This is a genomic window from Bacillus cereus group sp. BfR-BA-01331 (genome assembly GCF_022663915.1).
Lineage (GTDB): Bacteria > Bacillota > Bacilli > Bacillales > Bacillaceae_G > Bacillus_A > Bacillus_A mycoides.
Map to the genome: position 1 here is coordinate 73,733 of NZ_JAKUGJ010000003.1, position 23,605 is coordinate 97,337.

The window sequence follows — 23,605 nt, forward strand, 5'->3', positions numbered from 1 at the left end:
GCCATGTCTAATTTGATGGTTGAAAATCAAACAGAACAAGTTTCTATATTTTTAGAAGATGTAATTTCCTTGATAACTAATTATGTAAATTATCATACGTTACCTTCTTTATTGGAGGAGACACCAACAGGAAACGAGCAATACTATAAAGGGATATTAGCATCAATAAGAAGACTTCTTGTTTTTTGTGAAGAAGGACTTGATGCATGTTTTGTTTTGCTGAATAGCCAACCATTTCGAAAGACCGCAGCTGAAACAGTTTTATATAAGATTTACCATCAAGTAATTGCAGAGTTTTTTTCGCCAAAGAATGATCATTGGTATGAAAATAGTCGTTCTGCTTATACAGGGAAAAATTCTATTGTTTTTCAGCAAATCCCCCCTAGATCTATAGAACGAATGATGAAGGATTTAGAAGGGAAATTTCAATTGATGCGTGAAGAACTAGAATATTATGAGACAGATTACCAAACAAAAATGTTGCACAAATATTAATTAAGGAAAAGAAGCTAAGAATACTTAGCTTCTTTTCCTTTTGTCCAGTTATATAAGGGATTTTAATTGAATATAGTTAAAGTGGATAGCATCAAGGAGGTGTGACATGAGTCAGCAAGGTGTATTTACAGATTACTTTCATGAAGTAGAAAGCTGGTGTGAAAGTGTTCTTCAAGTATTAGATAGCCGTGCAATGGAAGTGTATGATGTCCATATGCTTGCTTATAAAATTCAAACGTTATTAGAGCGTATGAAAGAGCATGAATACGACACAGATGCCGAGTTTATGTATGAAATAAGTGATGATGTAGAACATATTCAACACCATTTACAGGAAGTATTTATGCAAGAAGGAGAGGAATATGAACTATGTGAAAGAGGGGATAGCGAACGAGCTGTTCCGATTGGGGGGCATACCCTTCCGCCATTACCTTATCCATATAATGCGCTAGAACCGTACATTTCACGAGAAATTATGATGTTACACCATGATAAACACCATCGTAGTTACGTGGAAGGATTAAATAAAGCAGAGAAGATGATGGAAGAAGCGAGAAAAACAAATCAATTTGATTTAATTAAGCATTGGGAAAGAGAAGCGGCTTTTCATGGATCAGGTCATTACTTACACACGATATTTTGGAATAACATGAAAAAAGATGGTGGTGGAAGTCCGAGAGGGGCTTTTTCACAACAAATTGAGCAAGATTTCGGAAGTTTTTTACGTTTTCAAAAGCATTTCACGGAAGCCGCTTCTAAAGTGGAAGGTTCAGGATGGGCAATTCTTGTATGGGTACCTCGTTCAGGAAGGTTAGAAATTTTGCAAAGTACGCTTCATCAATTGTTTACACAGTGGGATACGATACCACTCCTTGTACTGGATGTATGGGAACATGCGTATTATTTACAATATCAAAATCGAAAAGATGAATATATTAAAAATTGGTGGAATGTTGTAAATTGGCCAGATGTAGAAAAGAGATTTGAAAGTGCGAAGCAAATTGAATGGACACCGTATTAGACGCATATCTCATGCGTCTTTTTTAGTGGAGGTGGAAGGAAAATTTCGTTCATATTTTAAAAGGCCAAGCATACACTTGTACAAAAAGTGCCAAAAGGACGTGGGGGGAAATATGAGACGAATTTGTATAATAATTACGCTAATTATAATGTACGCAAGCGTTATGCCAATTCCTGCATATGCAAAAATGAACGGTGGTGTCAGTGCTCGTAACGCAGTCTTAATGGAACAACAATCCGGTCGTGTGCTATATGGGAAATTAGAACATGAGCCACAAAAAATTGCTAGTATAACAAAAATTATGACAGCATTGTTAGCTGCTGAATCAGGAAAAATGAAAGAATTAGTATCGGTTAGTAATGAAGCGGTACGAGTAGAAGGATCGGCAATTTATTTAAAACCTGGACAAAAAGTTAAGTTAGAAGATTTAGTTTACGGATTAATGCTTAGATCTGGTAATGATGCAGCACAAGTAATTGCTGAAAATGTGGGAGGGAGTATAGAAGGATTTGTATATTTAATGAATCAAAAGGCGAAAGAAATCGGAATGAAAGATACGCATTTCTCAAACCCGCATGGCTTGGATGGGGATGGATCGCATTATTCGTCGGCTTATGACATGGCATTATTAACGAAATATGCAATGGGGAACGAGACCTTTAAGAAAATTTTTGGAACAAAAACGTATAAATCAGATTCTTGGGATTATCCGTGGAAAAATAAACATAAGCTTGTGACATCTTATTATGAATTTGCAACAGGGGGAAAGACAGGTTTTACGAAGAAAGCAGGACGGACGCTTGTCACAACAGCTTCAAAAGATGGACTAGATTTAATTGTCGTAACTTTGAGTGCTTCTAGTGACTGGGATGATCATATGAATTTGTTTGATAAAGGCTTTGAACGCTATAAGCAAGCGAAAGTTTTAGGACAAGGCGCACTCGCTGAAATAAATGAAAAGAAATATGCCAATCATGTTTATACGAAAAATAGTTTTTCTGTACCTTTAACTGAAGAGGAAAGAAAGAGCGTGTTATTGAAAGTTGAGCTCGATAAAAGTGCAAAACTTACGGATGGAGTAAAGATTGGGAAGACAGAAATTTATGTAGGGAACGAGAAAGTTGGAGAACGAAATTTGTTTTACAGTAAACGAAAGTTAGTAGCTACAACGGGAATGTATTGGAATAACGTAAAAGAAATCTTCTCTTACATGATAGGTGTTGGGATAGATGGTTAATCTCGTATGGGCAGCGATGGCAGTTATAGGGATTGTGTATGCCATGATAAATGGAACGATGGAAGAAGTGACCAAAGCAGTGTTTGAAGGGTCAAAAGATGCTGTAACGATTTGTATTGGACTTATTAGTGTTTTAGTATTTTGGCTCGGTTTAATGAAAATTGCTGAGGAAGCTGGATTGTTAAAGAAGTTAGTATCACTTTTTATGCCGATAGTAAAAAGATTATTTCCAGAAATACCGAAGGATCACCCGTCAATGGGATTCATTTTATCAAATATGATGGCGAACTTTTTTGGGTTAGGTAATGCAGCAACACCTTTAGGTATTAAAGCAATGGAACAACTGAAAGAGTTAAATGGTGGAAAGGATTCAGCAAGTCGTTCTATGGTGACGTTTCTAGCATTAAATACTTCAGCGATTACATTAATTCCGACTACTGTCATTTCGATTCGAATGACTTATGAATCAGCAAACCCTACTGAAATCGTTGGCGTAACATTTATAGCACAAGTGTTATCGATGATTGGAGCGATTTGGATTGACCGCTATTTTTACCGGAGAAGGAGTAGAAAGGGGCGGAAAAAATGAGTATTGTAAATACAATTTCATTATGGGTAATTCCTTGTGTAATTGGTTTTATCCTTTTGTATGGCACGATAAAGAAAGTTCCAACGTACGAATCGTTCGTTGAGGGCGGAAAAGAAGGGATTCAAATTGCGGTTTCCATTTTGCCGTTTATGGTTGGAATGCTTGTATCTATTTCTATTTTCAGGGCATCAGGTGCTCTAGATGCGATGATATCGGTAATGAAGCCGATGTTAGACCTTATTCATGTACCAGCCGAAATCGTTCCACTTGCACTTATACGTCCGATTTCGGGATCTGCTGGTTTAAGTATTACGACCGACTTAATCGCTACATATGGGCCAGACTCGTTTATTGGTAGGTTAGCTTCAACGATGCAAGGTAGCACAGATACGACTTTTTATATATTAACAGTATACTTTGGGGCTGTCGGTATTAGAAAAATGGGAGATGCATTAAAGGTAGGACTTTTTGCAGATTTAATCGGAATTATTTGTTCGATTGTGTTTGTTTCCCTATTGTTTCGGTAATGCTATTCATTTTTTGCGCTATTTCGCTTATAATACGTATACGACCACTATTAACGTGTAGTTTAATAGTGGTTTTTTTATGCGGTATTTTTGACAAAATGGTGAACTTTTATCGTGGACAACATGAAAAAGTGTAAATAATAATAAAGGGTGAAAACGTGATATAGCCTTTATACGTTTATTATCATTGCTATGTTGTTAAAGGTAGGCGAAGTAAATGGCATAAAGCTTAGGCGGTTGCCAAGTCTTTCTAATGTAAGGTAAGATAAATTTGAGGTGAAAAAAAGAAATGGAACGATTACAAAAAGTGATTGCGCAAGCAGGTATTGCATCGAGAAGAAAGGCTGAGGAATTAATTCAGCAAGGGAAAGTGAAAGTTAATGGGAAAATAGTGAAGGAGTTAGGAACAAAAGTAACTCCTCAAGATAAAGTGGAAGTAAATAACATCCCTCTTGAAAAAGAAGAACCTGTTTATTTTTTACTATATAAACCAACTGGTGTAATTTCAAGTGTATCAGATGATAAAGGAAGAAATGTTGTAACAGACTTTTTCCCTGAAATTAGACAACGTTTATTCCCAATAGGACGCTTAGATTATGATACGTCTGGCGTATTATTGATGACAAATGATGGTGAATTTGCAAATGTATTAATGCATCCGAGATATAAGGTTGAAAAAACGTATGTTGCGAAAATTAAAGGGCCATTAACAGGTGATAAAATTCGCATGTTAGAACGAGGTGTTGCATTAGAAGATGGGAAAACAGCACCAGCACAAGTGAAAATTATTTCTTGGGACAAGCGTAAAGAGATGGCGATTGTACAATTAACGATTCATGAAGGACGTAACCGTCAAGTACGCCGCATGTTTGAAGCGTTAGATTGTAAAGTAATGAAATTAAAACGTGAACGTTATGCCTTTTTAGAAGTGGGTAGCTTGCGTCCTGGTGATGCAAGAGAATTAACACCACATGAGGTGAAACAATTACGTGCATTGGCTTCTACAAAGCCTCGCTAATCTATATTGTGAAACTTTCACCAGTGGAATGCTCCGCTGGTGATTTATTAAAAAATACATATATTTATCACTCGTCGAAGAGAGGGGAGACAACATGAAAAAAAATCGCTTATTATTTCGTGTTATCATTTTGCTCATTTTAAGCGGTGCGGTAGGGTTTACGCTATATCAAGGATTTTTTACTGATAAAGAGAAAATGCAAATTGGAAAAGAAGCACCTAACTTTGTTGTAACTGATTTAGAAGGAAAGAATATTGAATTAAAAGATTTAAAGGGAAAAGGTGTATTTTTAAATTTTTGGGGAACTTGGTGTAAACCTTGTGAAAAAGAAATGCCTTATATGAATGAGTTATATCCGAAATATAAAGAAAAAGGCGTTGAAATTATTGCCTTAGATGCAGATGAAACGGATATCGCAGTGAAGAACTTTGTGAAACAATATGATTTGAAATTCCCAGTTGCAATTGATAAAGGGCAAAAGATCATAGGTACATATGGAGTGGGACCATTACCAACAACCCTTTTAATTGATAAAGAAGGAAAAGTAGTAGAGCAAATTATAGGTGAGCAAACGAAGGAACAATTGGAAGAGTACTTAAAGAAAATCACTCCATAATTAAGAAAGCCTTTACATAAGAGGTGCTTACGTATAGCGCCTTCGCTTTAAAAATTCTGAGTATTGCGGTAACTCTAAGCTGGAATATACAATAGTACATATAGATAAAAGGGCGGTGAGAGCTTTGAAAGAAATTAAGTGTGAATGTGGACATGTTAATCCGATAGGAACCATTTTTTGTGAAGCATGTGGGAAACCATTTGAAAGTAATGAAAATATAAAATTATTGGATATGAGATATGAGGGGAGTGCTCGGAGATCTCTCACACATACAAAAACGATAGTCGATAAAATTTGGAGTTTTTTCTCTTCTGTAAAAGTAGGTGTATGGTTAATCGTAATAACTTTAGCTGCATCGGCAATAGGAACTATCTTTCCCCAAGAAATGTACATAACTCCAGGAATCGAACCAGCTGAATATTATAAGACCGAGTATGGATTTTTAGGACAATTATACTATCAATTAGGATTTAATAATTTATATGGATCATGGTGGTACATGATTTTAATTGCTTCTATTGGTATTTCACTTGTTATATGTAGTTTAGACCGTGTCATTCCTCTTTATAAAGCTTTAAAAAAACAAGGGGTGAAAAGACACCCAAGTTTTTTGAAAAGACAGAGAGTGCACGGGATTGGTACGCCGCATGAAGGTGACTTAGAACGAGTTCAAATTAATTTAAAGAAACGTAATTATAATGTGAAAGTGGAAGACGGGAACGTTTTAGCGGAAAAGGGACGTTTTTCCCGTTGGGGTCCATATGTAAACCATATTGGTCTTATTATCTTTCTATTCGGTGCAATGCTACGTTTTTTACCGAGTATGTATGTAGATGAAGCACTTTGGTTACGTGACGGTGAAACGAAAGAAATACCAGGAACAGAAGGTCAATACTATTTGAAAAACGAAAAGTTTATCAAGGAAGTTTATGATAAGAGTAAGGATAAAGAAGTTTTTGATGAAGCAATTGATCGTGTTGGTGATAAAATGATTGCGAAAAACTTCCAAACAAATGCTGTATTATATAAAGCGGTAGGAGAAAATATAGCGGGTCAAAAACCAAAATTAGAAAAGGTAAAAGAAGCTGAAATTCGAGTGAATGAGCCACTGAAATTTGATCAATTTGCTGTTTATCAAGTGGATTACAAAGAAAGTGAATTTAAAAGCATGTCTTTCCATTTGCAAAACAAAGAAAATAATCAAAAGTTGGGACCGATTAAAGTAGATTTAGCGAATCCTACAGAAAAATATGATTTAGGAAATGGGTATTCTCTAGAACTATTAAGCTATTTTCCTGATTTTTATTTTGATGAGAATGGAAGGCCGAATACGAAAACAAAATTACCGAATAATCCTGCATTCGTCTTTAAAATGTTTACCCCGGAAACACCAGATGGTGAAGTTAGTTTCGTCGGTATTCAGCAAAACATAGAGCCTGACGGGAATAATAAATATAAAATGTCATTTGCAGGTGTGGAAATGCAAAATGCAACAGCTCTTACAGTAAGAAAAGATTTGACGCTTTGGATTCTCGGTATTGGAGGATTTATATTTATGGTTGGTGTGATTCAAGGTATGTATTGGAACCATCGCCGTATTTGGATACAACGTGTTAATGATGAATGGTGGGTTGCAGGCCATACGAATAAAAATTGGTTCGGCTTAAAGAAAGATATTGAAAGAGTACTAGAAGGAACAGCGATTCCACAACCACACGATAAAATGAATGAAAAAAATTAGTTAAGGTGGGGAAACGATATGGTACAAATAAGTAGTAATTTTCTGTTCGCGGCGTTTATCTTATATTTAATTGCAACTTTATTTTTTGGAGGAGCAATTAAAGAAAAAGGTAACAAGTGGGCAAATATAGGTATAACTATAACAATTTTAGGATTTATTGCACAAATAGTATATTTTGTTACAAGATGGATCGCATCAGGACATGCACCGGTTAGTAACTTTTTTGAATTTGGTACATTTTTTGGCATGATGCTTGTGGGAGCTTTTATCATTATGTACTTTGTATATCGTGTAAGTATTATTGGTTTATTTGCTTTACCGGTAGCTCTTTTATTAATCGCTTATGCAAGTATGTTCCCGAGAGAAATTTCGCCGCTTATCCCATCTTTAAAGAGTAATTGGCTACATATTCATGTAACGACAGCGGCAGCGGGACAAGCAATATTAGCAATTAGTTTTATTACAGGCGTAATGTATTTACTGAAAAATGTAGATCAATCAACAAGAAGTAAGCGTACATTTTGGTTAGAGACAGTAGTTTTCACACTTGTTTGTACAGTTGGGTTTATTGGAATAACAACGGTATTTTCTAGTATGAAATACGAAGCGAAGTTTCAATGGATTGATAAAAATGAACAACAAGTTGAAATGAAGTATAATCTCCCTGCTTTAGTTGGACCGCATGAAGGGAAGTTAATGACAGAAAATAAATTAGAACCGGCGGTTGAAGTTCCAGCGATTGTAAATGCGAAAAAGTTAAATACTGTTATTTGGTCAGTGTTAGTCGGAATGCTACTTTATATTGTATTAAGACTTGTTTTACGTAAGCGAGTGTCAGCGGCACTTCAGCCGTTAGTAAAGAATACGAATAGTGATTTATTAGATGAAATCGGATATCGTTCTATTGCGATAGGCTTCCCGGTGTTTACATTAGGAGCATTAATCTTTGCAATGATCTGGGCTCAAATCGCTTGGACGCGCTTTTGGGGTTGGGATCCAAAAGAAGTTTGGGCGCTTATTACTTGGCTCTTTTATGCTGCGGTATTACATTTACGTTTATCTAAAGGATGGCATGGAGAAAAATCCGCCTGGCTTGCAGTGATTGGTTTTGCAATCATTATGTTTAACTTTATTGTAGTAAACTTAATTATCGCGGGTTTACATTCATATGCATAGAGAACTAAAATAGGAGAGTGTATGTCACTTTCCTATTTTATTTTTGTCAAATTTTCTTCTTTTTTGAGAAAAACATGACAAAGTAGCGGTTGATTCTGTAAAATGATGTCGAGGACCAAATATACTGTTCAAAAAAAATACATAGTTTTGGAAAAAAAATGAACAAACTTTATTATTCTTGTGAAGCATAATATGGGAAGTGGAACGTTAAAAAATGCTTAATTAAACGAGGATAGGTGCAACATTATATTGTAGAAGGGTAGGTGTAAACCGTTGTGGTAAAAGTACGCAGCGGGTAGAAATGGAAAATGAATCAAGAATTTTAATTGTAGACGATGAGGATCGTATTCGTCGTTTATTAAAGATGTATTTAGAAAGAGAGCAATACACAATTGAAGAAGCGGATAATGGTGATACAGCTTTAGAAATGGCGTTACAAAATGATTATGATTTAATCCTACTGGATATTATGATGCCTGGTAAAGATGGTATCGAAGTGTGTAAAGGGATTCGTGAGAAGAAAGCGACGCCAATTATTATGCTGACAGCAAAAGGTGAAGAAGTAAATAGGGTACAAGGGTTTGAAGTTGGAACTGATGATTATATTGTAAAGCCGTTTAGCCCGCGTGAAGTAGTACTTCGTGTGAAAGCGGTATTACGCCGTGCTGTACCAACGACATTCTTTACACAAGATACAACGACGAAAGATGTTACTGTTTTCCCTCATTTAACAATTGATAATGATGCGCACCGCGTTACAGCGGATGGTAATGAAGTAAACTTAACACCGAAAGAATATGAATTACTATTATTCTTAGCGAAATCCCCGGATAAAGTTTTTGACCGTGAGCAATTGTTAAAAGAAGTATGGCAATATGAGTTCTTCGGAGATTTACGTACAGTTGATACGCATGTAAAGCGTTTACGTGAAAAGTTAAGTAAACAATCACCAGATGCAGCGAAGATGATTGTTACCGTTTGGGGCGTAGGTTACAAGTTTGAGGTTGTGAACGACTGATGCTTTGGAGAAGTGTAGTAGGGAAGTTATGGATGACCATATTACTTCTCGTTTCGTTTGTTCTTGGATTTGTTGCGATTTTACTTTCACAGTTTTTTAGAACATATTATGTTGATATGAGTGAAGCTAGGCTTCAAAAAGTTGCAACTAGTGTTTCAGAGTTAATTGAAGAAGGTGCCGATGTAAAAACGATTGAGAATATCGCGTACAAATTCTCTGATCCACTTTCAAGAATCATTATTGTAGAAGATGGTAAGGAGATTTCCTCTTCTCCGAAACAAGAAGGGTTAGTTACTCTAACAATAGATAATTTAAAAGAAGATAAAGAATTAGCGGCTGTATTTAAAGACAAAAAAGAAATTAAAAATAACATTAGAAAAGCTTCTAATAGTAGGAAGAATAAAAATACTGAAAATGATATTATGATCGTCGGGAAACCAGTACAGTCAAAAAATCAAAGTGCAGTGTTTGTATATGAATCATTGCAAGTTCCAATACAAGGTATGGAGAGAACGACTGATTTTATTTTCTTATCAGCCGGGATTGCGATTATTTTAACAACTTTCTTTGCATTTTTCTTATCTACTCGAATTACGGCACCGCTTCGTAAAATGCGTGAGGTTGCATTTGAGGTAGCGCGCGGGAAATTTGATACGAAAGCCCCTATGGTGTCGCAGGACGAAATTGGTGAGCTTGCAACTGCTTTAAATCAAATGGGGAAACAGCTGAAGTTTAATATGAATGCCCTGCAGCAAGAAAAAGAGCAGTTAGCTAGCATTTTGAGTAGTATGGCAGATGGTGTTATTACGTTAAATCAAGAAGGTGAAGTCGTTGTTATCAACCCACCGGCAGAAAACTTCTTACAAGTTTGGCAAGAAGAAAAAGAAGTAGAGTTAATTAAAAAACTGCCTTCTGAACTTGTTGAACTATTCCATCTCGTTGTAGAAAGTGAGCAACAACAAGTTGTTGAAATTAATTTGCAAAAAGGTAACTACGTAGTTCTTATGACACCGCTTTACAATCAAACAAAAATTCGTGGAGCTGTAGCAGTATTGCGAGATATGACGGAGGAGCGTCGTCTTGAGAAAATGCGTCAAGACTTTATTGCGAATGTATCACATGAACTTCGTACACCGATGGTAATGCTTCAAGGATATAGTGAAGCAATTTTAGATGATATTGTGCAAACGAAAGAAGAAATTAATGAGTTTGTTCAAATTATTTATGATGAATCTGTTCGTTTAGGTAAACTTGTAAATGAGTTATTAGATTTAGCCCGTATGGAAAGTGGACATGTAGAGTTACATATAGGTGAAGTAGATATTCATCCATTTGTCGAAAAAATTGGACGTAAATTCCAGGGGATTGCAAAGGATAAAGAAGTCCAATTAACAGTGGATTTCCAAAGTCCAATTGCACAATATCCGTTTGATGCAGACCGTATGGAACAGGTACTGACGAATTTAATTGATAATGCAATCCGTCATACAAATGCAGGTGGACATGTTACACTTGTAATTAATACGAAAAATAGTGGCCTTACTTTCGAAGTGCAAGATTCAGGTGTTGGTATTCCAGAAGAAGATATTCCGTTCTTGTTCGATCGATTCTATAAAGCTGATAAAGCGAGAACTCGCGGGAAAAAAATTGGAACTGGACTCGGGCTTGCGATTGCTAAAAATATTGTTCAAGGTCATGAAGGGAAGATTTTTGTATCAAGTGTCGTTGGAGAAGGAACTACATTCTCTGTATATTTACCAAATCGTATAATTTAGATATATATGTTTTTAAAAAGTTGATCATGAATAAAAGCTTTACTGTTTTTTATTTTTTTGTAAGTGCAATTAAATAAAGAATGGTAGAGTTTTTTTCTTTAATAATCAGAATGAAAATAAAAAGAGAGGTGTCATAATGAAATGAAACTTTATACAAAAACAGGTGATAAAGGGGAAACGAGTGTCATAGGTGGCCGAGTGGATAAAGATCATATACGTGTAGAAGCTTATGGAACAATTGATGAGGCGAATTCTCATATCGGATATGCCATGTCTAAATTACAAGAGGAATGTTTTCGTAACATTTATAACGAACTTGAAAATATTCAACATGAACTATTTGATTGTGGAGGGGATTTAGCAATAGTAGAGAAGAAGATCCCTTATAAAGTAACGATAGAGATGGTCGAGTATTTAGAGAGTCGAATTGATTCGTATACAGAAGAAGCGCCGCCTTTAGAGCGTTTTATTTTACCAGGCGGTAGCGAGATATCGGCTGCACTACACATTGCACGTACAGTTATAAGAAGAGCAGAACGTTGTATAGTGTCATTGCAAAAAGAAGGAGAAACCAATGAAATTGTTCTAAAGTATGTAAATAGGTTATCTGATTATTTATTTGCGCTTGCTAGAGTAATAAATGCGCGTTTACAAGTGAAAGATGTGGAATATAACCGCAGTGCACTTGTTTTTCGTAATAAAGAAGAGAAGGAAGTGGAGTAATACACTTTCTTTTTTTTGTATACTTTTTTCTGTAATATCCCACAATAGAGAAGGTATGACGGTTATTAGAAAACGGAGGATGTATATGAAAGCGTTAAAATGTGGCGTGGTGATATTGAGTGTATTATTTTTATCTCAATTACATGTTTACGCTGAAGGGAATCAGTGGATATGGCCTGTTGATGGGCAGATAAGTGATTATTTTGGGACAAGACATGGGAAACACTATGGTATTGATATAGCTGCGCCAATTGGAACGCCTGTTGCAGCTATTCAAAATGGTAAGGTGACAAAGTCTTATTTTTCAAGTAGTTATGGAAATGTTGTGTTTATTAAACATGGAGAATATGAGGCTGTTTATGCGCATTTAAATAAGAGATATGTAGTTCAAGGTGATAACATTTCAAAAGGAGAGCTAATTGGAGAGGTAGGGAATACAGGAGAATCGCGAGGAGCGCATTTACATTTAGAAGTGCATCAAGGGAGATGGACGATGGAGAAAAGGAATGCGATGAATCCGTTGCTTGTTTTAAATGAACAAAAAAATCAAGTTGTGTCATCATCACTATATATTGTACAAAAAGGTGATACTTTAGTGGGTATTGCCCGGAAATTTAGTATGACAGTTGAGGAAATTAAAGTGAGGAATGGATTGCGACAAGAGCAAATCTATCCGAACCAACAACTATACGTCAAGTAAAGGCAACGTCCCAAAAGCATAACTTTTGAATAAATTTATTTTCTTCTTATTTAAGATTGCGATAGTAAATGAAATTATATCGACATTTCGACAAGAAATGTCGATATAACAATAAAATGCGACAGTAAGAGCAACCTATCCTTAACGAAAAACCGTCCCAAAAGATCTTTTGGGACGGCTTCTTTTACCAAAAAATAAAGACACATATAAATCCAGTAATAGCTAAGTAGCTATATAAGTAAAAGACTTTTGTTCTTGTTTTTTCTTTTGTCCGAAATAGTACGATAGTTGGTTCGATTAGACCAATTGTAAGACAAAGTAAACCAAGAAGCATAAAGCCAATTGAAAGAGAATACAGGGCGATTTGTGGTGCTTGAAATGGAATCATCCATTTTAATAAAAATGCAATAAGTGCAGTGTAACAAATGCTACCGATGTATTTATTCAATGGTGTATCAGAACGGAAACCAGGAAGTTTCTTGGAAAACGGACGGGAAACAACTTCCGTTTGTAAAGATGTATGTTCTTCAATTATTTTTTGAGCTTCTTTTCCTTTTTGGAAAAGGGATAAAATCCAGTTTCGCTCACCTTGGAAAATAAATTGAGAAGTTGTTAAATAGTGATCAACTTTTACCTTATTCCAACTCTTCCATGGATGACGCTCACACAATTTTAATTTACTTTCTGTTTTTTTATCATACTGATAAATACTTATGCCATCTTGGTCAAAAGTAGCGTAGTATGTCTCTCTTGAGAATGTGCCTAGATCAATTGGACAGTAGAAAAGTAATTCTTTTTTCAAATAAAAGTATTCTTTTCTTAAGTTCTTTTTCATTGCTTCTCGAATAGAGTGTCTTTTATCTTTCTTCATGACATTTCCTCCATAACTCAGAAAATGTTCTTATCTTAACAATTCAACATCTTATCACTTTTGACGACATATGACTAGGGGGATTCATAGGAGAAATACCGAATTATAAAAAATATGGGTTGTATTGTAAAATATAGTGATCGTTTCTTTAATGATATAAAATTAATAACTTATTTTTAGTAAGTTACACTTTTTTTGTTCACAATACGATCATGTTGTTGTATAATGAAGTGGAAAATAGAATATCGGTCTATCTTCGGGGCAGGGTGAAAATCCCGACCGGCGGTGATGAACAGTTAATAATTTCGTTCTAAGCCCGCGAGCCGTTAAGGCAGGATTTGGTGTGATTCCAAAGCCGACAGTACAGTCTGGATGGGAGAAGATGGAGGTTCAAGCGTTCAAAAAAGATAAGTATTTGAACGTCTGTTTGATGTGCCTTAAAATTCTCCCTTTGTGTAAATCACAAAGGGTTTTTTCGTTCTATGAAAAATAGGCATAGCAGAACCTTTCCACTTTCCATGAGAAGATCGATGGAAAAGGAGAGAGAAAGATGAAACAAAAAAACAGTGTAGTGCAGATGGTGAGTGTAGCGATGCTAAGTAGTATTGCGTATTTACTAATGATGTTGGATTTTCCATTCCCAGGGCTTCCGCCATTTTTAAAAATTGATTTTAGTGATGTGCCAGCTTTAATTGCGGCAATAATTTTTAGTCCAATTGCAGGTGTAATTGTAGAAGCGATAAAAAATATTTTGCATTACGGAATTCAAGGAAGTTTAACGGGAGTACCAGTAGGAGAAGTAGCAAACTTTATAGCGGGATGTTTATTTATTGGTCCAGCAGCATTCTTATTCCGAAAGTATCGCACAGTAAAAAGTTTAACGACAGGATTAATGTTAGGTACAATTACTATGACAGTTATTATGAGTGTGTTAAACTACTTTATTATTTTACCAGCGTACACTTGGTTTTTAAATTCACCAGCTATGTCTAGTGATATTATGCGACAAACTATTGTAACGGCGATATTACCGTTTAATGTAATTAAAGGAATTGTTGTAACAATTGTATTTGTAGCATTATTTTCACGCTTGAAAGTATGGGTATTTGCAAAAATGAAAAATGCTTAAAAATATTAAACCATTGGCAGCGTAACTGCTAATGGTTTTTTTGTTAGTGAGAATGAAAAAGAGTGCAAAAAATCCCCCTCATACTTATGAGGGGGATTTTTTGAAGTTAATAAAAGACTATTCGAATTTTAAAGAGTCGCCATCAAATGATTCGTCAGCAACTTTAATTGAGTCAGTTGGACAACCTTCGAATGCATCCATCATATCTTCAATTAATACATCTGGAATTTCAACGATACCTTGGTTATCGTCTAATGTTACAAATGCAATGCCTTCATCATCATAGTCATAAATGTCTGGTGCAGCAGCACCACAAGCACCGCATGCAATACAAGTATCTTTGTCAACGATTGTATATTTTGCCATATTTTTTCCCTCCTGATAATATGTATGTGAAAAGTTCGCCAAAAAATTATAATCTTATTGTAAAACGGTTTTTAAAACTTTTCAACATAAAATTATAATGATAATGCTTATCAATTAGAGTGTCAACTTATTTTTGAATTATTTCATAAGATTTTCAAAATACTTAAATGTTATTTCGTTTGATACAATAGAATATATAAAAGCATGTAGTGTGAATATGATAAGTTGAATGAATAGCAGTTAATGTGCAATCATATTGAAAAAAGAATGAAGTTAGACTGAGAGGTGGAAGCGGTAATGCAGCTACAATATACTTTATTATATTGTTTAAAACAATTGAATGGTGAAAGAACCGTTTCTTCAATTTATTATTTACTAAAAGGAAAGAGATCGTCGCAAACATTACAAGATGGGAATATGTTTCAAATTTCTTTTTTGTTTGGGATTTATAAGTCATTAAATAGAGCTGATTATGATCAAGAAGTTGCAAAGTTGTTACAAACGGATTTAGTTCAAGGTATACATGATAATACATATGTGTTAACGACTGCTGGTAACGTGCAATTAAACAAATGGGAAGGTGACTTTGCCTTTCCGACATATTTAAATGGTTTACACTATGGGGAAATAGGTGAAACGTTTTGGAAGAGATTATCATTGATCGTTCAAACCATTTCGAATTTACAACAGGCGAATACGAAATTTATTCCAATTCAACAGGATACAGAAATAATGATGTGGGTGAAACGTTTTCTCACTGGAATACCGTATATGAGAAGTGAATTGGCTAAAAGATTATGGAAGGAAATGCATACTCTTTTACAAAAAAATAATCCAGTAGAGGCGACGATCGTAATATATCGGTTAACTGGGTATAAACGTATTGGGTGTACTTTACAACAATTAGCGGAAATTACGAAACAAGATATATTTCGAGTGTATTTTTTATTTTGGGGTACAATTCATTTCCTTATTCAAGAAGTTCGCAATAAAGAAAACGAGTTTCCATTATTAGCTGAAATTATATCGTATCCAAATGAGAAAGCTGATTTATTTAGTTTATCAACGAAAAAAACATATAATCTTTGGAGACAAGGACGCTCTTTAGAAGAAATAGCAACAATTCGGAATTTGAAGGTTGCCACGATAGAAGACCATTTTGTAGAAATTGCTTTACGAGAAAAAGAATTTTCTATTGAAATGTTTATGGAAAAAGAAAAAATGGAAAAAGTAACAAAAGTAATCGAAGCATTACAAACACGTAAATTGCGTGTGTTGAAGCAAGCGGTTGGAGAGGAAATCTCTTATTTTGAAGTACGTCTTGTATTGGCACGGATGGAGGGTATAAATGAAGCTTGAGGAATATTTATATAAGTGGTTTGGATATTCTGAATTTCGTCCGGGGCAAAAAGGAGTTATTACGGACTTATTGGAAGGAAAAGATGTTGTAGCAATGCTTCCGACTGGAAGGGGAAAGTCAATGTGTTATCAACTTCCGGGGCTTCTGCAAGAGGGTACGGTGCTTGTTGTATCACCATTATTATCTTTAATGGAAGACCAAGTTACGCAATTAAAGTATGTCGTGAAAAATCGAGTTATTGCATTGAATAGTTTTCGGACGTTAATTGAAAAAAGAGAAGCAATGAAAAAGCTATCTTTTTATAAATTTGTTTTCGTATCACCAGAGATGTTGCAGTCGGAACTTCTAATAAGAGAATTGAAAAAAATTCATATTTCATTATTTGTCGTAGATGAAGCGCATTGTATTTCACAATGGGGCTATGATTTTCGGCCAGATTATAAAAAATTAGATAAAGTAATTGAGAGTATCGGATCTCCGACGGTACTAGCATTAACAGCAACTGCGACAAAGGATGTACTGCGAGATATAGCGGAAAGTTTAAATCTAAAAAATATTGCTGAGCATGTGTACTCAATTGATCGTCCAAATATTGCGATGGAAGTGCAATTTGTGGAAACAATAGAAGAAAAAAAAGAGGCGCTTTTTGAGCATGTAATGTATTTGCAGGGGCCTGGTATTGTTTATTGTTCAAGTAGGGCCTGGACAGAGCGTTTAACCGAGTATTTAAGAGGAAAAGGAATTACAGGTGTAGCTTTTTATCATGGTGGTATGGAACATGAAGAGCGTATGTTAATTCAACAGCAGTTTATGAATGACCAGTTGCAAATTGTAATATGTACAAGTGCTTTTGGGATGGGGGTAAATAAGGCGAATACAAGATATATTATTCATTTTCAATATCCGACAAATGTAGCTTCCTATTTACAAGAAATTGGAAGAGCGGGAAGAGATGGAGAATTGAGTATAGCCATTTTATTATGTAGTCCATTGGATCACGATTTGCCAATTTCAATCATTGAAGATGAATTACCAAGTAAATCGCAAATACAATTTTTATTTTCGTTACTACAAGAAAGAATGTTTCAAACGAAAGTATTACCATTAGAAGATGTAGAAGAAATTTGTTATAATGCAGCAAGATTTAATGAACAGTATTGGCGCTTTACACGTTATCATCTCGAACATCTTGGAATCATACAACAGCGAAATCTCATGCTAGAGAGCTTGTCAGATGAAATAATGCACAGATTAATAGCGGAAGTGGAAGTGAGAATACGTAATAAATATAGTGAGCTAGAAAATATGAAGTCATGGATACAAGTTCAAGGATGTAGACGTGAATATTTATTACAACAATTCGGTTATAGAAAAGAAAAAGAGATAGAAAACTGTTGTGATTACTGTGGTATTACAAAAACGGATTATAAAAAAAGACGAGCGCAACAGTTAGTTTTCGACTATAATTGGGAAACAGAGTTACAAAAGCTTTTCGGCCTAGGAAAGATGGAGGAATGATGAACATTCAAAGGCATAATGTTGAAGATATGAGTCCGAGAGAAATAAGACTGAATCTCTACATAACACAACTAATCATTATTGGTATCGGTTGTTTACTAGCATATATATTATTTCAAGATAAAAGAGAAGTTTATAGTTTATGGAAATGGGAACCGGTTTCTATACTTTTAATAGGTAGCTTGTTAGCGATTTGTATTGTGTTATTAGATTATGTTGCAATGCGAGTGTTTCCAGAATCTTGGTTTGATGATGGTGGCATTAACGATAGAATGTTTCAAGGGATTTCTGTCATGCATTTACTCGTTATCACGTTTATTATTGGTTTTGCGGAAGAGTTTTTATTTAGAGGTGTAGTGCAGACTCATTTCGGAATTGTAATAGCGAGTTTAATTTTTGCTGTGTTACATATTCGGTATATAACGAAGCCTTTTTTGTTTTGTTTCGTCTGCTTTATTAGTTTTGTTTTTGGTTATGTATTCGAGTGGACAGGAAATTTGTTTATAACAATCTTTGCACACTTTCTTGTTGATTTTATAATGGGGCTCCAATTAAGAAAATAAATGGAAGGTGGTGGTGAACAACATGAGAAAACGAATTCCTGATTTTGAAGAGGAGTTAGAAGTTGAGCAAGTGGAAGAAGATGAAAGTTTACCGCCGCGTAGTGAAATTCATAGAAATAAAGAGAACAAACCAAAGTTTAAAATGAATCACATTTTCGTCCGAGTGTTAACATTTTTGTTCATATTGTTACCTATTAGTATCCTATGGTATACGGATAAATATATACAGGTAAAAAGTGATAGTAATAATGCTGAGAAAAGTGCGTTTGAAGTAATTTTCTTTGATTCCGCTAAGACTGAATCAAAGAAGCAGTCTGAGAAAGTAGCAACTCATGTTGTGAAAGATGGAGAAACTTTAGAAAGTATAGCGAAGCAATATTTCTCAGATGAAGATGGGATAGAAATAATAAAAAAGTATAATGATTTACAAGAAGACGAAGTGAAGGTAGGACAAGAATTGAAAATTCCTATAAAAGATAAGTCCACGAAGTATGAGAGCTAGCTAAATGAGTGATATATAGCTCCACATAAAATTAAGGACTATACTTTACGAGGAGGGAGAGTAAAAAATATATGTCATGGATTATATTATTATGTACTCTCATATGCATTGGTTTTGTATGTCTTCTTGGAATGTATAAAGAAGCGATGCGTAATACAGTGTTGGAACATACTTTAGTATTCGAAGAATTTCCGGAAGGTTTTCAAAAAGTTAAAGTTTTTTTTATTTCGGATATTCATAGAAGGATCATTTCTAGCTCGCTAATTGAACGAGTGAAAGGAAAAGCAGATATCGTAATTATTGGCGGTGATTTAGCTGAAAAAGGAGTACCTTTATCGCAAATCTCTTTAAATATTCAAAAGTTAAGAGAAATAGCCCCTGTATATTTTGTATGGGGAAATAATGACTATGAAATTGAATATCACGAATTAGATGCTTTATTAATAGAAAATAATGTGAAGGTATTAGATAATACAAGAGTTGTATTTGAGTCTGAATTAGGAGAGAAAATTTGCTTACTCGGTATCGATGATGTTGGATTAGAACGAGATCGTTTAGATTTAGCGTTGTCTGATTGTAAAGAAGAAGGTTTTCGCATTTTAATTAGTCACAACCCAGATATAATAAAGAAAATGTCTGGTAATGAACAAATTTCGCTCGTATTAAGTGGACATACACATGGAGGCCAGATTCGGTTGCTTCCATCTGAAAAGTATTTAAAGGGTGGCGTATATAAGCATTCTAATACAACTCTCTTTGTTAGTAATGGGTATGGAACAACATTGTTCCCTCTTCGTTTTCGGGCACCTTCCCAAACACATATCATTACGTTATGCGGAGGGAAATAATGCCGAATTCAAATGGAAAATATAATATAAAAGCTGTCTCAAATATACTCGGAATTCAACCGAGTACACTTCGCGCATGGGAAAGACGCTATCATATTATTGCCCCAAAGAGAAATCGTGCGGGGCATCGTTTATATACAGAAGAGCATATTCATATTTTGAAATGGTTAATGAACAAAGTTTCTGAGGGGATGATGATTGGACAAGCAGTTCAGTTATTAGAAGGGAATCGGTTGCAGAACAACGTTCAAAAAGAAAAAATTACTGATACAGAAGTTGTTTTAGTGGACGATATACTACAAGCTTTGTTAGAATTTGATGAAATTACAATTTCTGCATTATTAAACGAGGTTTTTAGTATATATTCAACGGAAAAGGTTGTTGCAAGCATCATTCTTCAAGTGGCAAACAAGTTGTTAACTTTAAAAAGTAATAATGAGATTACAATGTCGCAATTCAAATATGTTGTATCATTCTTACAAACACGTTTAGGAATGATCTATCATAATGCGTCGGTGTATTCTTCCGTTAACAAGGTTTTCGTCTTAGAAAATAATATATTAAAAGGATTTATTTTCGCGACGTATTTACGACTAAAAGGATATCAAACAATGTATATGGGGACAAGTTTAGATGAAGAAGGTATTTTACTAGCTATTGAACAATTACAACCTAAATATTTGTTTATATCTTTTGATGATGAACGAGAACTTGAAGAGGCAGTAGAATTTATTGACTTGTTACAAGAAAAAAATGAAAACATCTCTGGTGGTTTTATAGGAAGAAAAGGTATTGGAGATCAATTAAATCTTCAAAATATCCTAATTGGTAACACGAAAGAAGAATGGGATGGATGGTTAAAGATGTCGGAATAGTCGTTCGAAAAGAACCATCTATTTTCTATTTCATATAATAAAAATTAGATGCAATGGTTACGTAGGGAGGGTATGAGATGAGACTGGAACGTTTAAATTATAATAAGATTAAAATTTTCCTAACATTTGATGATTTATCTGAACGAGGATTAACGAAAGAAGATTTGTGGAGAAATGCACCGAAAGTACAGCAACTATTCCGTGATATGATGCAAGAAGCAAATACAGAATTAGGGTTTGAAGCGGATGGACCGATTGCTGTTGAAGTATTTTCTCTACAAGCTCAAGGTATGGTTGTAATTGTAACAAAAGAAAATCACGAAGTGGACACAGAAGATGAGTTCCGTGACGAGTTTATTGAAATGCAAGTGACTCTTGATGAAAGTGAACATATACTTTACGAGTTTGCTACATTAGATGATGTAATCAATTTGTCAAATCGCTTATATAACCTTGGTGTAACTGATGGGAAGTTGTATACGTGGGATGATCGTTTTTATCTTTGGATAGAAGAAGAAGAGCAATTTCAATTATTGAAGGCGGATTTTATAGCTATTTTAGCGGAGTACGGTAATCCTTCAACAGCAACAATTTACCGCGTAATGGAATATGGTAAAGAATTAATGGATTCTCAAGCAATTGAACAAATATACAATTACTTTGTGAAAAAACAAAACCTCAGCTAATGTAACGTAGCTTGAGGTTTTATTTTTATTCAGCTGAAAATCTAAAATCTATAAAACGAAGTGTAGGTAACAAGACTAGCCGATCTGTATGTTAAAATGTAATCAGTATTTCTTGATGAAATAATTGTTTTATCGAATGTATTTTGATGAAAATAAAAAATATTTAAATATTTAAGTATTTTACTTTTCTAAAAGCAATAAAAGGACTATAATAATAGTGAAAACGCTTGCAATACAAAATAGTTTGTATATATTTGTTAGCGTTTTCTATTGCATTCCAAATTTAACGGTGTATACTAGGCAATGAAGGTTTACTAAACAAGTGAAATTACAGGGGGTTTACTTACTATGGTAGCCGAAAAGGGAACTCAAACGAAAACACAACAACAAGGGGAACAACATTTTGAATTGTTAAATTCAACACAAATTGTAATTAATGAAGCATTAGAAAAATTGGGTTATCCAAACGAAGTATATGAATTATTGAAAGAACCAATTCGTATGATGACAGTGAAAATTCCAGTTCGTATGGATGACGGGACTGTTAAAATATTTACAGGATATCGTGCACAACATAATGATGCTGTTGGTCCAACGAAAGGTGGAATTCGCTTCCATCCAAACGTAACAGAAAATGAAGTGAAAGCACTTTCTATTTGGATGAGTTTAAAATGTGGTATTGTTGATTTACCATATGGTGGAGGTAAAGGTGGAATCATTTGTGACCCACGTGAGATGTCTTTCCGTGAATTAGAAAGATTAAGCCGCGGTTATGTACGAGCAATTAGCCAAATTGTTGGTCCGACAAAAGATATTCCGGCTCCAGATGTATTTACAAACTCACAAATTATGGCATGGATGATGGATGAGTATAGCCGTATCGATGAATTTAATTCACCAGGATTTATTACAGGTAAACCACTTGTATTAGGTGGATCACACGGACGTGAAACAGCGACTGCAAAAGGTGTAACAATTTGTATTCGTGAAGCTGCGAAAAAACGTGACATTGATATTAAAGGTGCACGCGTTGTTGTTCAAGGATTTGGTAATGCGGGTAGCTTCTTAGCTAAATTTATGCATGATGCAGGCGCGAAAGTAATTGCAATTTCAGATGCTTACGGTGCACTACATGATCCGAATGGATTAGATATTGACTACTTACTAGATCGTCGCGATAGCTTCGGTACTGTAACAAAACTATTTAATAATACAATTTCAAATACAGAACTGTTAGAACTTGATTGCGACATTTTAGTTCCTGCTGCAATTGAGAACCAAATTACAGGAGAAAATGCTGATAAGATTAAAGCGAAAATTGTGGTTGAAGCTGCAAATGGTCCAACTACATTAGAAGCAACAAAAATCTTAACAGATCGTGGTATCTTACTTGTTCCAGACGTATTAGCAAGTGCTGGTGGCGTTACGGTATCTTACTTTGAGTGGGTACAAAATAACCAAGGTTACTACTGGACTGAGGAAGAAGTAGAACAACGTTTAGAAAAAGTAATGGTAAAATCATTCGATTCAATTTATGAAACATCACAAGTTCGTAAAGTGAACATGCGCTTAGCTGCATACATGATTGGTGTTCGTAAAATGGCTGAGGCTAGTCGCTTCAGAGGTTGGGTATAATATATAATGTTTTGAGAAAACGTGATTTCCTTTCGAGGGAATCGCGTTTTTTTGTTGAAGTATTAAATGAGGTGTTGTATATGGGGAATGAAATAATGGAACGAGTAGACCAATTAGGTGTTAGAGGGTGAACTTGCAAGAGCTAAGAGAGCCCGAAAAACAAGTGTCGTTAGGGTGTTCGGCGAAGGATTATTGTTTTTAATATTTGGTGCAGTTGTAGTTGGAACAATTATCGCGTTTATATTCACAATTATTACTTGGTTTGGTGAAAAATAGAATAAAAAATAAAAAAGAACGCTTGTTCTACACGAACAAACGTGCTATACTTTCCTTAGATAAGCAAAACGGAAATGATTTTAAGGAGAGATAAATGATGAAAATGACAGTAGACCAAAGATTTATGATGCCAGCAGATGTTGTAGAACGAGTGGGAGTATTACGAAACAAACAAAGCAAGCGTGGCACATTATTACAATCGGTAAATAAGTTTTTCGGTTTAGATACGAAAGAAGATTGTGTTTGGTTTTACGGTTTTTATGGGGTGGCTGTAAGTATTGTATTATTTATGGTATTCACATCAAATATTTTCGATGTTCTCTTCGCATAAGAAATATGC

The 23,605-nt window shown here is 34.8% G+C and carries 25 protein-coding genes, 1 pseudogene and 1 riboswitch; of the genes and pseudogenes, 24 read left to right on the forward strand and 2 right to left on the reverse strand.

Translation table 11 applies throughout. The features are described from left to right. The first annotated feature begins 3 nt into the window (after positions 1–3). The 13 genes from MR155_RS07100 (at position 4) to MR155_RS07160 (ending at position 12,636) form a co-directional block, all read left to right on the forward strand. Complete coding sequence (locus MR155_RS07100; protein WP_002135239.1) at positions 4–495, forward strand: YpuI family protein; 492 nt, start codon at positions 4–6, stop codon at positions 493–495. A gap of 106 nt (positions 496–601) precedes the next feature. Beyond that, entirely contained in the window at positions 602–1,516 is a 915-nt protein-coding gene (locus MR155_RS07105) for a superoxide dismutase (RefSeq protein WP_002030730.1), read from the forward strand. Between the two features lie 112 nt (positions 1,517–1,628). Next, entirely contained in the window at positions 1,629–2,753 is a 1,125-nt protein-coding gene (locus MR155_RS07110; protein WP_113937035.1) for a D-alanyl-D-alanine carboxypeptidase family protein, read from the forward strand. Then, entirely contained in the window at positions 2,746–3,342 is a 597-nt protein-coding gene (gene spmA, locus MR155_RS07115) for a spore maturation protein SpmA (protein ID WP_002086662.1), read from the forward strand. The genes MR155_RS07110 and spmA overlap by 8 nt, the downstream gene beginning before the upstream one ends. Continuing rightward, a complete protein-coding gene (gene spmB / locus MR155_RS07120) occupies positions 3,339–3,869 on the forward strand; it encodes a spore maturation protein SpmB (RefSeq protein ID WP_002201161.1) in 531 nt (176 codons plus the stop codon). The genes spmA and spmB overlap by 4 nt, the downstream gene beginning before the upstream one ends. 289 nt (positions 3,870–4,158) lie before the next feature. Next, the gene (rluB, locus tag MR155_RS07125; RefSeq protein WP_002064494.1) at positions 4,159–4,887 is read left to right on the forward strand and encodes a 23S rRNA pseudouridine(2605) synthase RluB; all 729 of its coding nucleotides are present in this window, start codon (positions 4,159–4,161) and stop codon (positions 4,885–4,887) included. A 94-nt stretch (positions 4,888–4,981) separates the two neighbouring features. Further along, positions 4,982–5,503 carry a thiol-disulfide oxidoreductase ResA gene (resA, locus tag MR155_RS07130; RefSeq protein ID WP_242309039.1) on the forward strand — a complete coding sequence of 174 codons (522 nt, stop codon included), beginning with the start codon at positions 4,982–4,984 and terminating at the stop codon, positions 5,501–5,503. A gap of 124 nt (positions 5,504–5,627) precedes the next feature. Continuing rightward, positions 5,628–7,244, forward strand: coding sequence for a cytochrome c biogenesis protein ResB (gene resB, locus MR155_RS07135; protein WP_219301815.1), 1,617 nt, complete (start codon positions 5,628–5,630; stop codon positions 7,242–7,244). A gap of 18 nt (positions 7,245–7,262) precedes the next feature. Then, positions 7,263–8,420, forward strand: a complete 1,158-nt coding sequence (gene resC, locus MR155_RS07140; protein ID WP_242309068.1) for a cytochrome c biogenesis protein ResC — start codon at positions 7,263–7,265, stop codon at positions 8,418–8,420. A 301-nt stretch (positions 8,421–8,721) separates the two neighbouring features. Further along, a complete protein-coding gene (resD, locus tag MR155_RS07145) occupies positions 8,722–9,438 on the forward strand; it encodes a DNA-binding response regulator ResD (RefSeq protein WP_002011758.1) in 717 nt (238 codons plus the stop codon). Then, entirely contained in the window at positions 9,438–11,213 is a 1,776-nt protein-coding gene (resE, locus tag MR155_RS07150; protein ID WP_219301817.1) for a sensor histidine kinase ResE, read from the forward strand. The genes resD and resE overlap by 1 nt, the downstream gene beginning before the upstream one ends. 141 nt (positions 11,214–11,354) lie before the next feature. Beyond that, positions 11,355–11,936: a cob(I)yrinic acid a,c-diamide adenosyltransferase gene (locus MR155_RS07155; RefSeq protein ID WP_016092975.1), complete on the forward strand. Its 582-nt coding sequence runs from the start codon at positions 11,355–11,357 to the stop codon at positions 11,934–11,936. An 85-nt stretch (positions 11,937–12,021) separates the two neighbouring features. Then, on the forward strand, positions 12,022–12,636 hold the full coding sequence (locus tag MR155_RS07160; RefSeq protein WP_002141020.1) for a peptidoglycan DD-metalloendopeptidase family protein: 615 nt from the start codon (positions 12,022–12,024) through the stop codon (positions 12,634–12,636). Positions 12,637–12,820: 184 nt separating this feature from the next. Here MR155_RS07160 and MR155_RS07165 read toward each other — a convergent pair whose 3' ends face one another. Next, positions 12,821–13,507, reverse strand: a complete 687-nt coding sequence (locus MR155_RS07165; protein WP_002011767.1) for a hypothetical protein — start codon at positions 13,505–13,507, stop codon at positions 12,821–12,823. A 248-nt stretch (positions 13,508–13,755) separates the two neighbouring features. Next, a riboswitch (FMN riboswitch) is annotated at positions 13,756–13,895 on the forward strand. 162 nt (positions 13,896–14,057) lie between these two features. Between MR155_RS07165 and MR155_RS07170 the strand changes: the two genes are divergently transcribed. After that, positions 14,058–14,636, forward strand: coding sequence for an ECF transporter S component (locus MR155_RS07170; protein WP_002011769.1), 579 nt, complete (start codon positions 14,058–14,060; stop codon positions 14,634–14,636). Positions 14,637–14,753: 117 nt separating this feature from the next. Here MR155_RS07170 and MR155_RS07175 read toward each other — a convergent pair whose 3' ends face one another. Beyond that, the gene (locus MR155_RS07175; RefSeq protein ID WP_001151994.1) at positions 14,754–15,002 is read right to left on the reverse strand and encodes a ferredoxin; all 249 of its coding nucleotides are present in this window, start codon (positions 15,000–15,002) and stop codon (positions 14,754–14,756) included. A 297-nt stretch (positions 15,003–15,299) separates the two neighbouring features. On the opposite strand from MR155_RS07175, the gene MR155_RS07180 reads away from it, so the two are divergent. The 10 genes and pseudogenes from MR155_RS07180 (at position 15,300) to MR155_RS07225 (ending at position 23,596) form a co-directional block, all read left to right on the forward strand. Next, positions 15,300–16,361 (forward strand): YpbB family protein, encoded by a 1,062-nt coding sequence (locus MR155_RS07180; RefSeq protein ID WP_002086645.1) that lies wholly within the window; start codon positions 15,300–15,302, stop codon positions 16,359–16,361. Further along, positions 16,351–17,880, forward strand: a complete 1,530-nt coding sequence (locus tag MR155_RS07185; RefSeq protein ID WP_219301818.1) for a RecQ family ATP-dependent DNA helicase — start codon at positions 16,351–16,353, stop codon at positions 17,878–17,880. The genes MR155_RS07180 and MR155_RS07185 overlap by 11 nt, the downstream gene beginning before the upstream one ends. Then, the gene (locus tag MR155_RS07190; protein WP_002064506.1) at positions 17,880–18,443 is read left to right on the forward strand and encodes a CPBP family intramembrane glutamic endopeptidase; all 564 of its coding nucleotides are present in this window, start codon (positions 17,880–17,882) and stop codon (positions 18,441–18,443) included. Before MR155_RS07185 ends, MR155_RS07190 begins: the two co-directional genes overlap by 1 nt. 22 nt (positions 18,444–18,465) lie before the next feature. Further along, on the forward strand, positions 18,466–18,945 hold the full coding sequence (locus tag MR155_RS07195) for a LysM peptidoglycan-binding domain-containing protein (protein ID WP_002030746.1): 480 nt from the start codon (positions 18,466–18,468) through the stop codon (positions 18,943–18,945). Between the two features lie 71 nt (positions 18,946–19,016). Continuing rightward, a complete protein-coding gene (locus tag MR155_RS07200; RefSeq protein ID WP_242309070.1) occupies positions 19,017–19,793 on the forward strand; it encodes a metallophosphoesterase in 777 nt (258 codons plus the stop codon). Next, positions 19,793–20,668, forward strand: coding sequence for a MerR family transcriptional regulator (locus tag MR155_RS07205; protein WP_002166076.1), 876 nt, complete (start codon positions 19,793–19,795; stop codon positions 20,666–20,668). Before MR155_RS07200 ends, MR155_RS07205 begins: the two co-directional genes overlap by 1 nt. A gap of 77 nt (positions 20,669–20,745) precedes the next feature. Beyond that, positions 20,746–21,354, forward strand: a complete 609-nt coding sequence (locus MR155_RS07210; protein WP_002011786.1) for a genetic competence negative regulator — start codon at positions 20,746–20,748, stop codon at positions 21,352–21,354. 348 nt (positions 21,355–21,702) lie between these two features. Next, on the forward strand, positions 21,703–22,989 hold the full coding sequence (gene gudB / locus MR155_RS07215) for an NAD-specific glutamate dehydrogenase (RefSeq protein ID WP_113937042.1): 1,287 nt from the start codon (positions 21,703–21,705) through the stop codon (positions 22,987–22,989). A gap of 80 nt (positions 22,990–23,069) precedes the next feature. Next, positions 23,070–23,265, forward strand: a pseudogene (locus tag MR155_RS07220) (hypothetical protein). A 94-nt stretch (positions 23,266–23,359) separates the two neighbouring features. After that, on the forward strand, positions 23,360–23,596 hold the full coding sequence (locus MR155_RS07225) for a DUF3961 domain-containing protein (protein ID WP_242309072.1): 237 nt from the start codon (positions 23,360–23,362) through the stop codon (positions 23,594–23,596). The last annotated feature ends 9 nt before the right edge of the window (positions 23,597–23,605 follow it).

What these genes read in the sequence shown, in the direction of transcription:
- MR155_RS07100 (WP_002135239.1), top strand. Translation starts at nt 4, where the DNA reads ATGTCTAATTTGATGGTTGAAAATCAAACAGAACAAGTTTCTATATTT.
- MR155_RS07105 (WP_002030730.1), top strand. Translation starts at nt 602, where the DNA reads ATGAGTCAGCAAGGTGTATTTACAGATTACTTTCATGAAGTAGAAAGC.
- MR155_RS07110 (WP_113937035.1), top strand. Translation starts at nt 1,629, where the DNA reads ATGAGACGAATTTGTATAATAATTACGCTAATTATAATGTACGCAAGC.
- spmA (WP_002086662.1), top strand. Translation starts at nt 2,746, where the DNA reads ATGGTTAATCTCGTATGGGCAGCGATGGCAGTTATAGGGATTGTGTAT.
- spmB (WP_002201161.1), top strand. Translation starts at nt 3,339, where the DNA reads ATGAGTATTGTAAATACAATTTCATTATGGGTAATTCCTTGTGTAATT.
- rluB (WP_002064494.1), top strand. Translation starts at nt 4,159, where the DNA reads ATGGAACGATTACAAAAAGTGATTGCGCAAGCAGGTATTGCATCGAGA.
- resA (WP_242309039.1), top strand. Translation starts at nt 4,982, where the DNA reads ATGAAAAAAAATCGCTTATTATTTCGTGTTATCATTTTGCTCATTTTA.
- resC (WP_242309068.1), top strand. Translation starts at nt 7,263, where the DNA reads ATGGTACAAATAAGTAGTAATTTTCTGTTCGCGGCGTTTATCTTATAT.
- resD (WP_002011758.1), top strand. Translation starts at nt 8,722, where the DNA reads ATGGAAAATGAATCAAGAATTTTAATTGTAGACGATGAGGATCGTATT.
- resE (WP_219301817.1), top strand. Translation starts at nt 9,438, where the DNA reads ATGCTTTGGAGAAGTGTAGTAGGGAAGTTATGGATGACCATATTACTT.
- MR155_RS07155 (WP_016092975.1), top strand. Translation starts at nt 11,355, where the DNA reads ATGAAACTTTATACAAAAACAGGTGATAAAGGGGAAACGAGTGTCATA.
- MR155_RS07160 (WP_002141020.1), top strand. Translation starts at nt 12,022, where the DNA reads ATGAAAGCGTTAAAATGTGGCGTGGTGATATTGAGTGTATTATTTTTA.
- MR155_RS07165 (WP_002011767.1), bottom strand. Translation starts at nt 13,507, where the DNA reads ATGAAGAAAGATAAAAGACACTCTATTCGAGAAGCAATGAAAAAGAAC.
- MR155_RS07170 (WP_002011769.1), top strand. Translation starts at nt 14,058, where the DNA reads ATGAAACAAAAAAACAGTGTAGTGCAGATGGTGAGTGTAGCGATGCTA.
- MR155_RS07175 (WP_001151994.1), bottom strand. Translation starts at nt 15,002, where the DNA reads ATGGCAAAATATACAATCGTTGACAAAGATACTTGTATTGCATGCGGT.
- MR155_RS07180 (WP_002086645.1), top strand. Translation starts at nt 15,300, where the DNA reads ATGCAGCTACAATATACTTTATTATATTGTTTAAAACAATTGAATGGT.
- MR155_RS07185 (WP_219301818.1), top strand. Translation starts at nt 16,351, where the DNA reads ATGAAGCTTGAGGAATATTTATATAAGTGGTTTGGATATTCTGAATTT.
- MR155_RS07190 (WP_002064506.1), top strand. Translation starts at nt 17,880, where the DNA reads ATGAACATTCAAAGGCATAATGTTGAAGATATGAGTCCGAGAGAAATA.
- MR155_RS07195 (WP_002030746.1), top strand. Translation starts at nt 18,466, where the DNA reads ATGAGAAAACGAATTCCTGATTTTGAAGAGGAGTTAGAAGTTGAGCAA.
- MR155_RS07200 (WP_242309070.1), top strand. Translation starts at nt 19,017, where the DNA reads ATGTCATGGATTATATTATTATGTACTCTCATATGCATTGGTTTTGTA.
- MR155_RS07205 (WP_002166076.1), top strand. Translation starts at nt 19,793, where the DNA reads ATGCCGAATTCAAATGGAAAATATAATATAAAAGCTGTCTCAAATATA.
- MR155_RS07210 (WP_002011786.1), top strand. Translation starts at nt 20,746, where the DNA reads ATGAGACTGGAACGTTTAAATTATAATAAGATTAAAATTTTCCTAACA.
- gudB (WP_113937042.1), top strand. Translation starts at nt 21,703, where the DNA reads ATGGTAGCCGAAAAGGGAACTCAAACGAAAACACAACAACAAGGGGAA.
- MR155_RS07225 (WP_242309072.1), top strand. Translation starts at nt 23,360, where the DNA reads ATGATGAAAATGACAGTAGACCAAAGATTTATGATGCCAGCAGATGTT.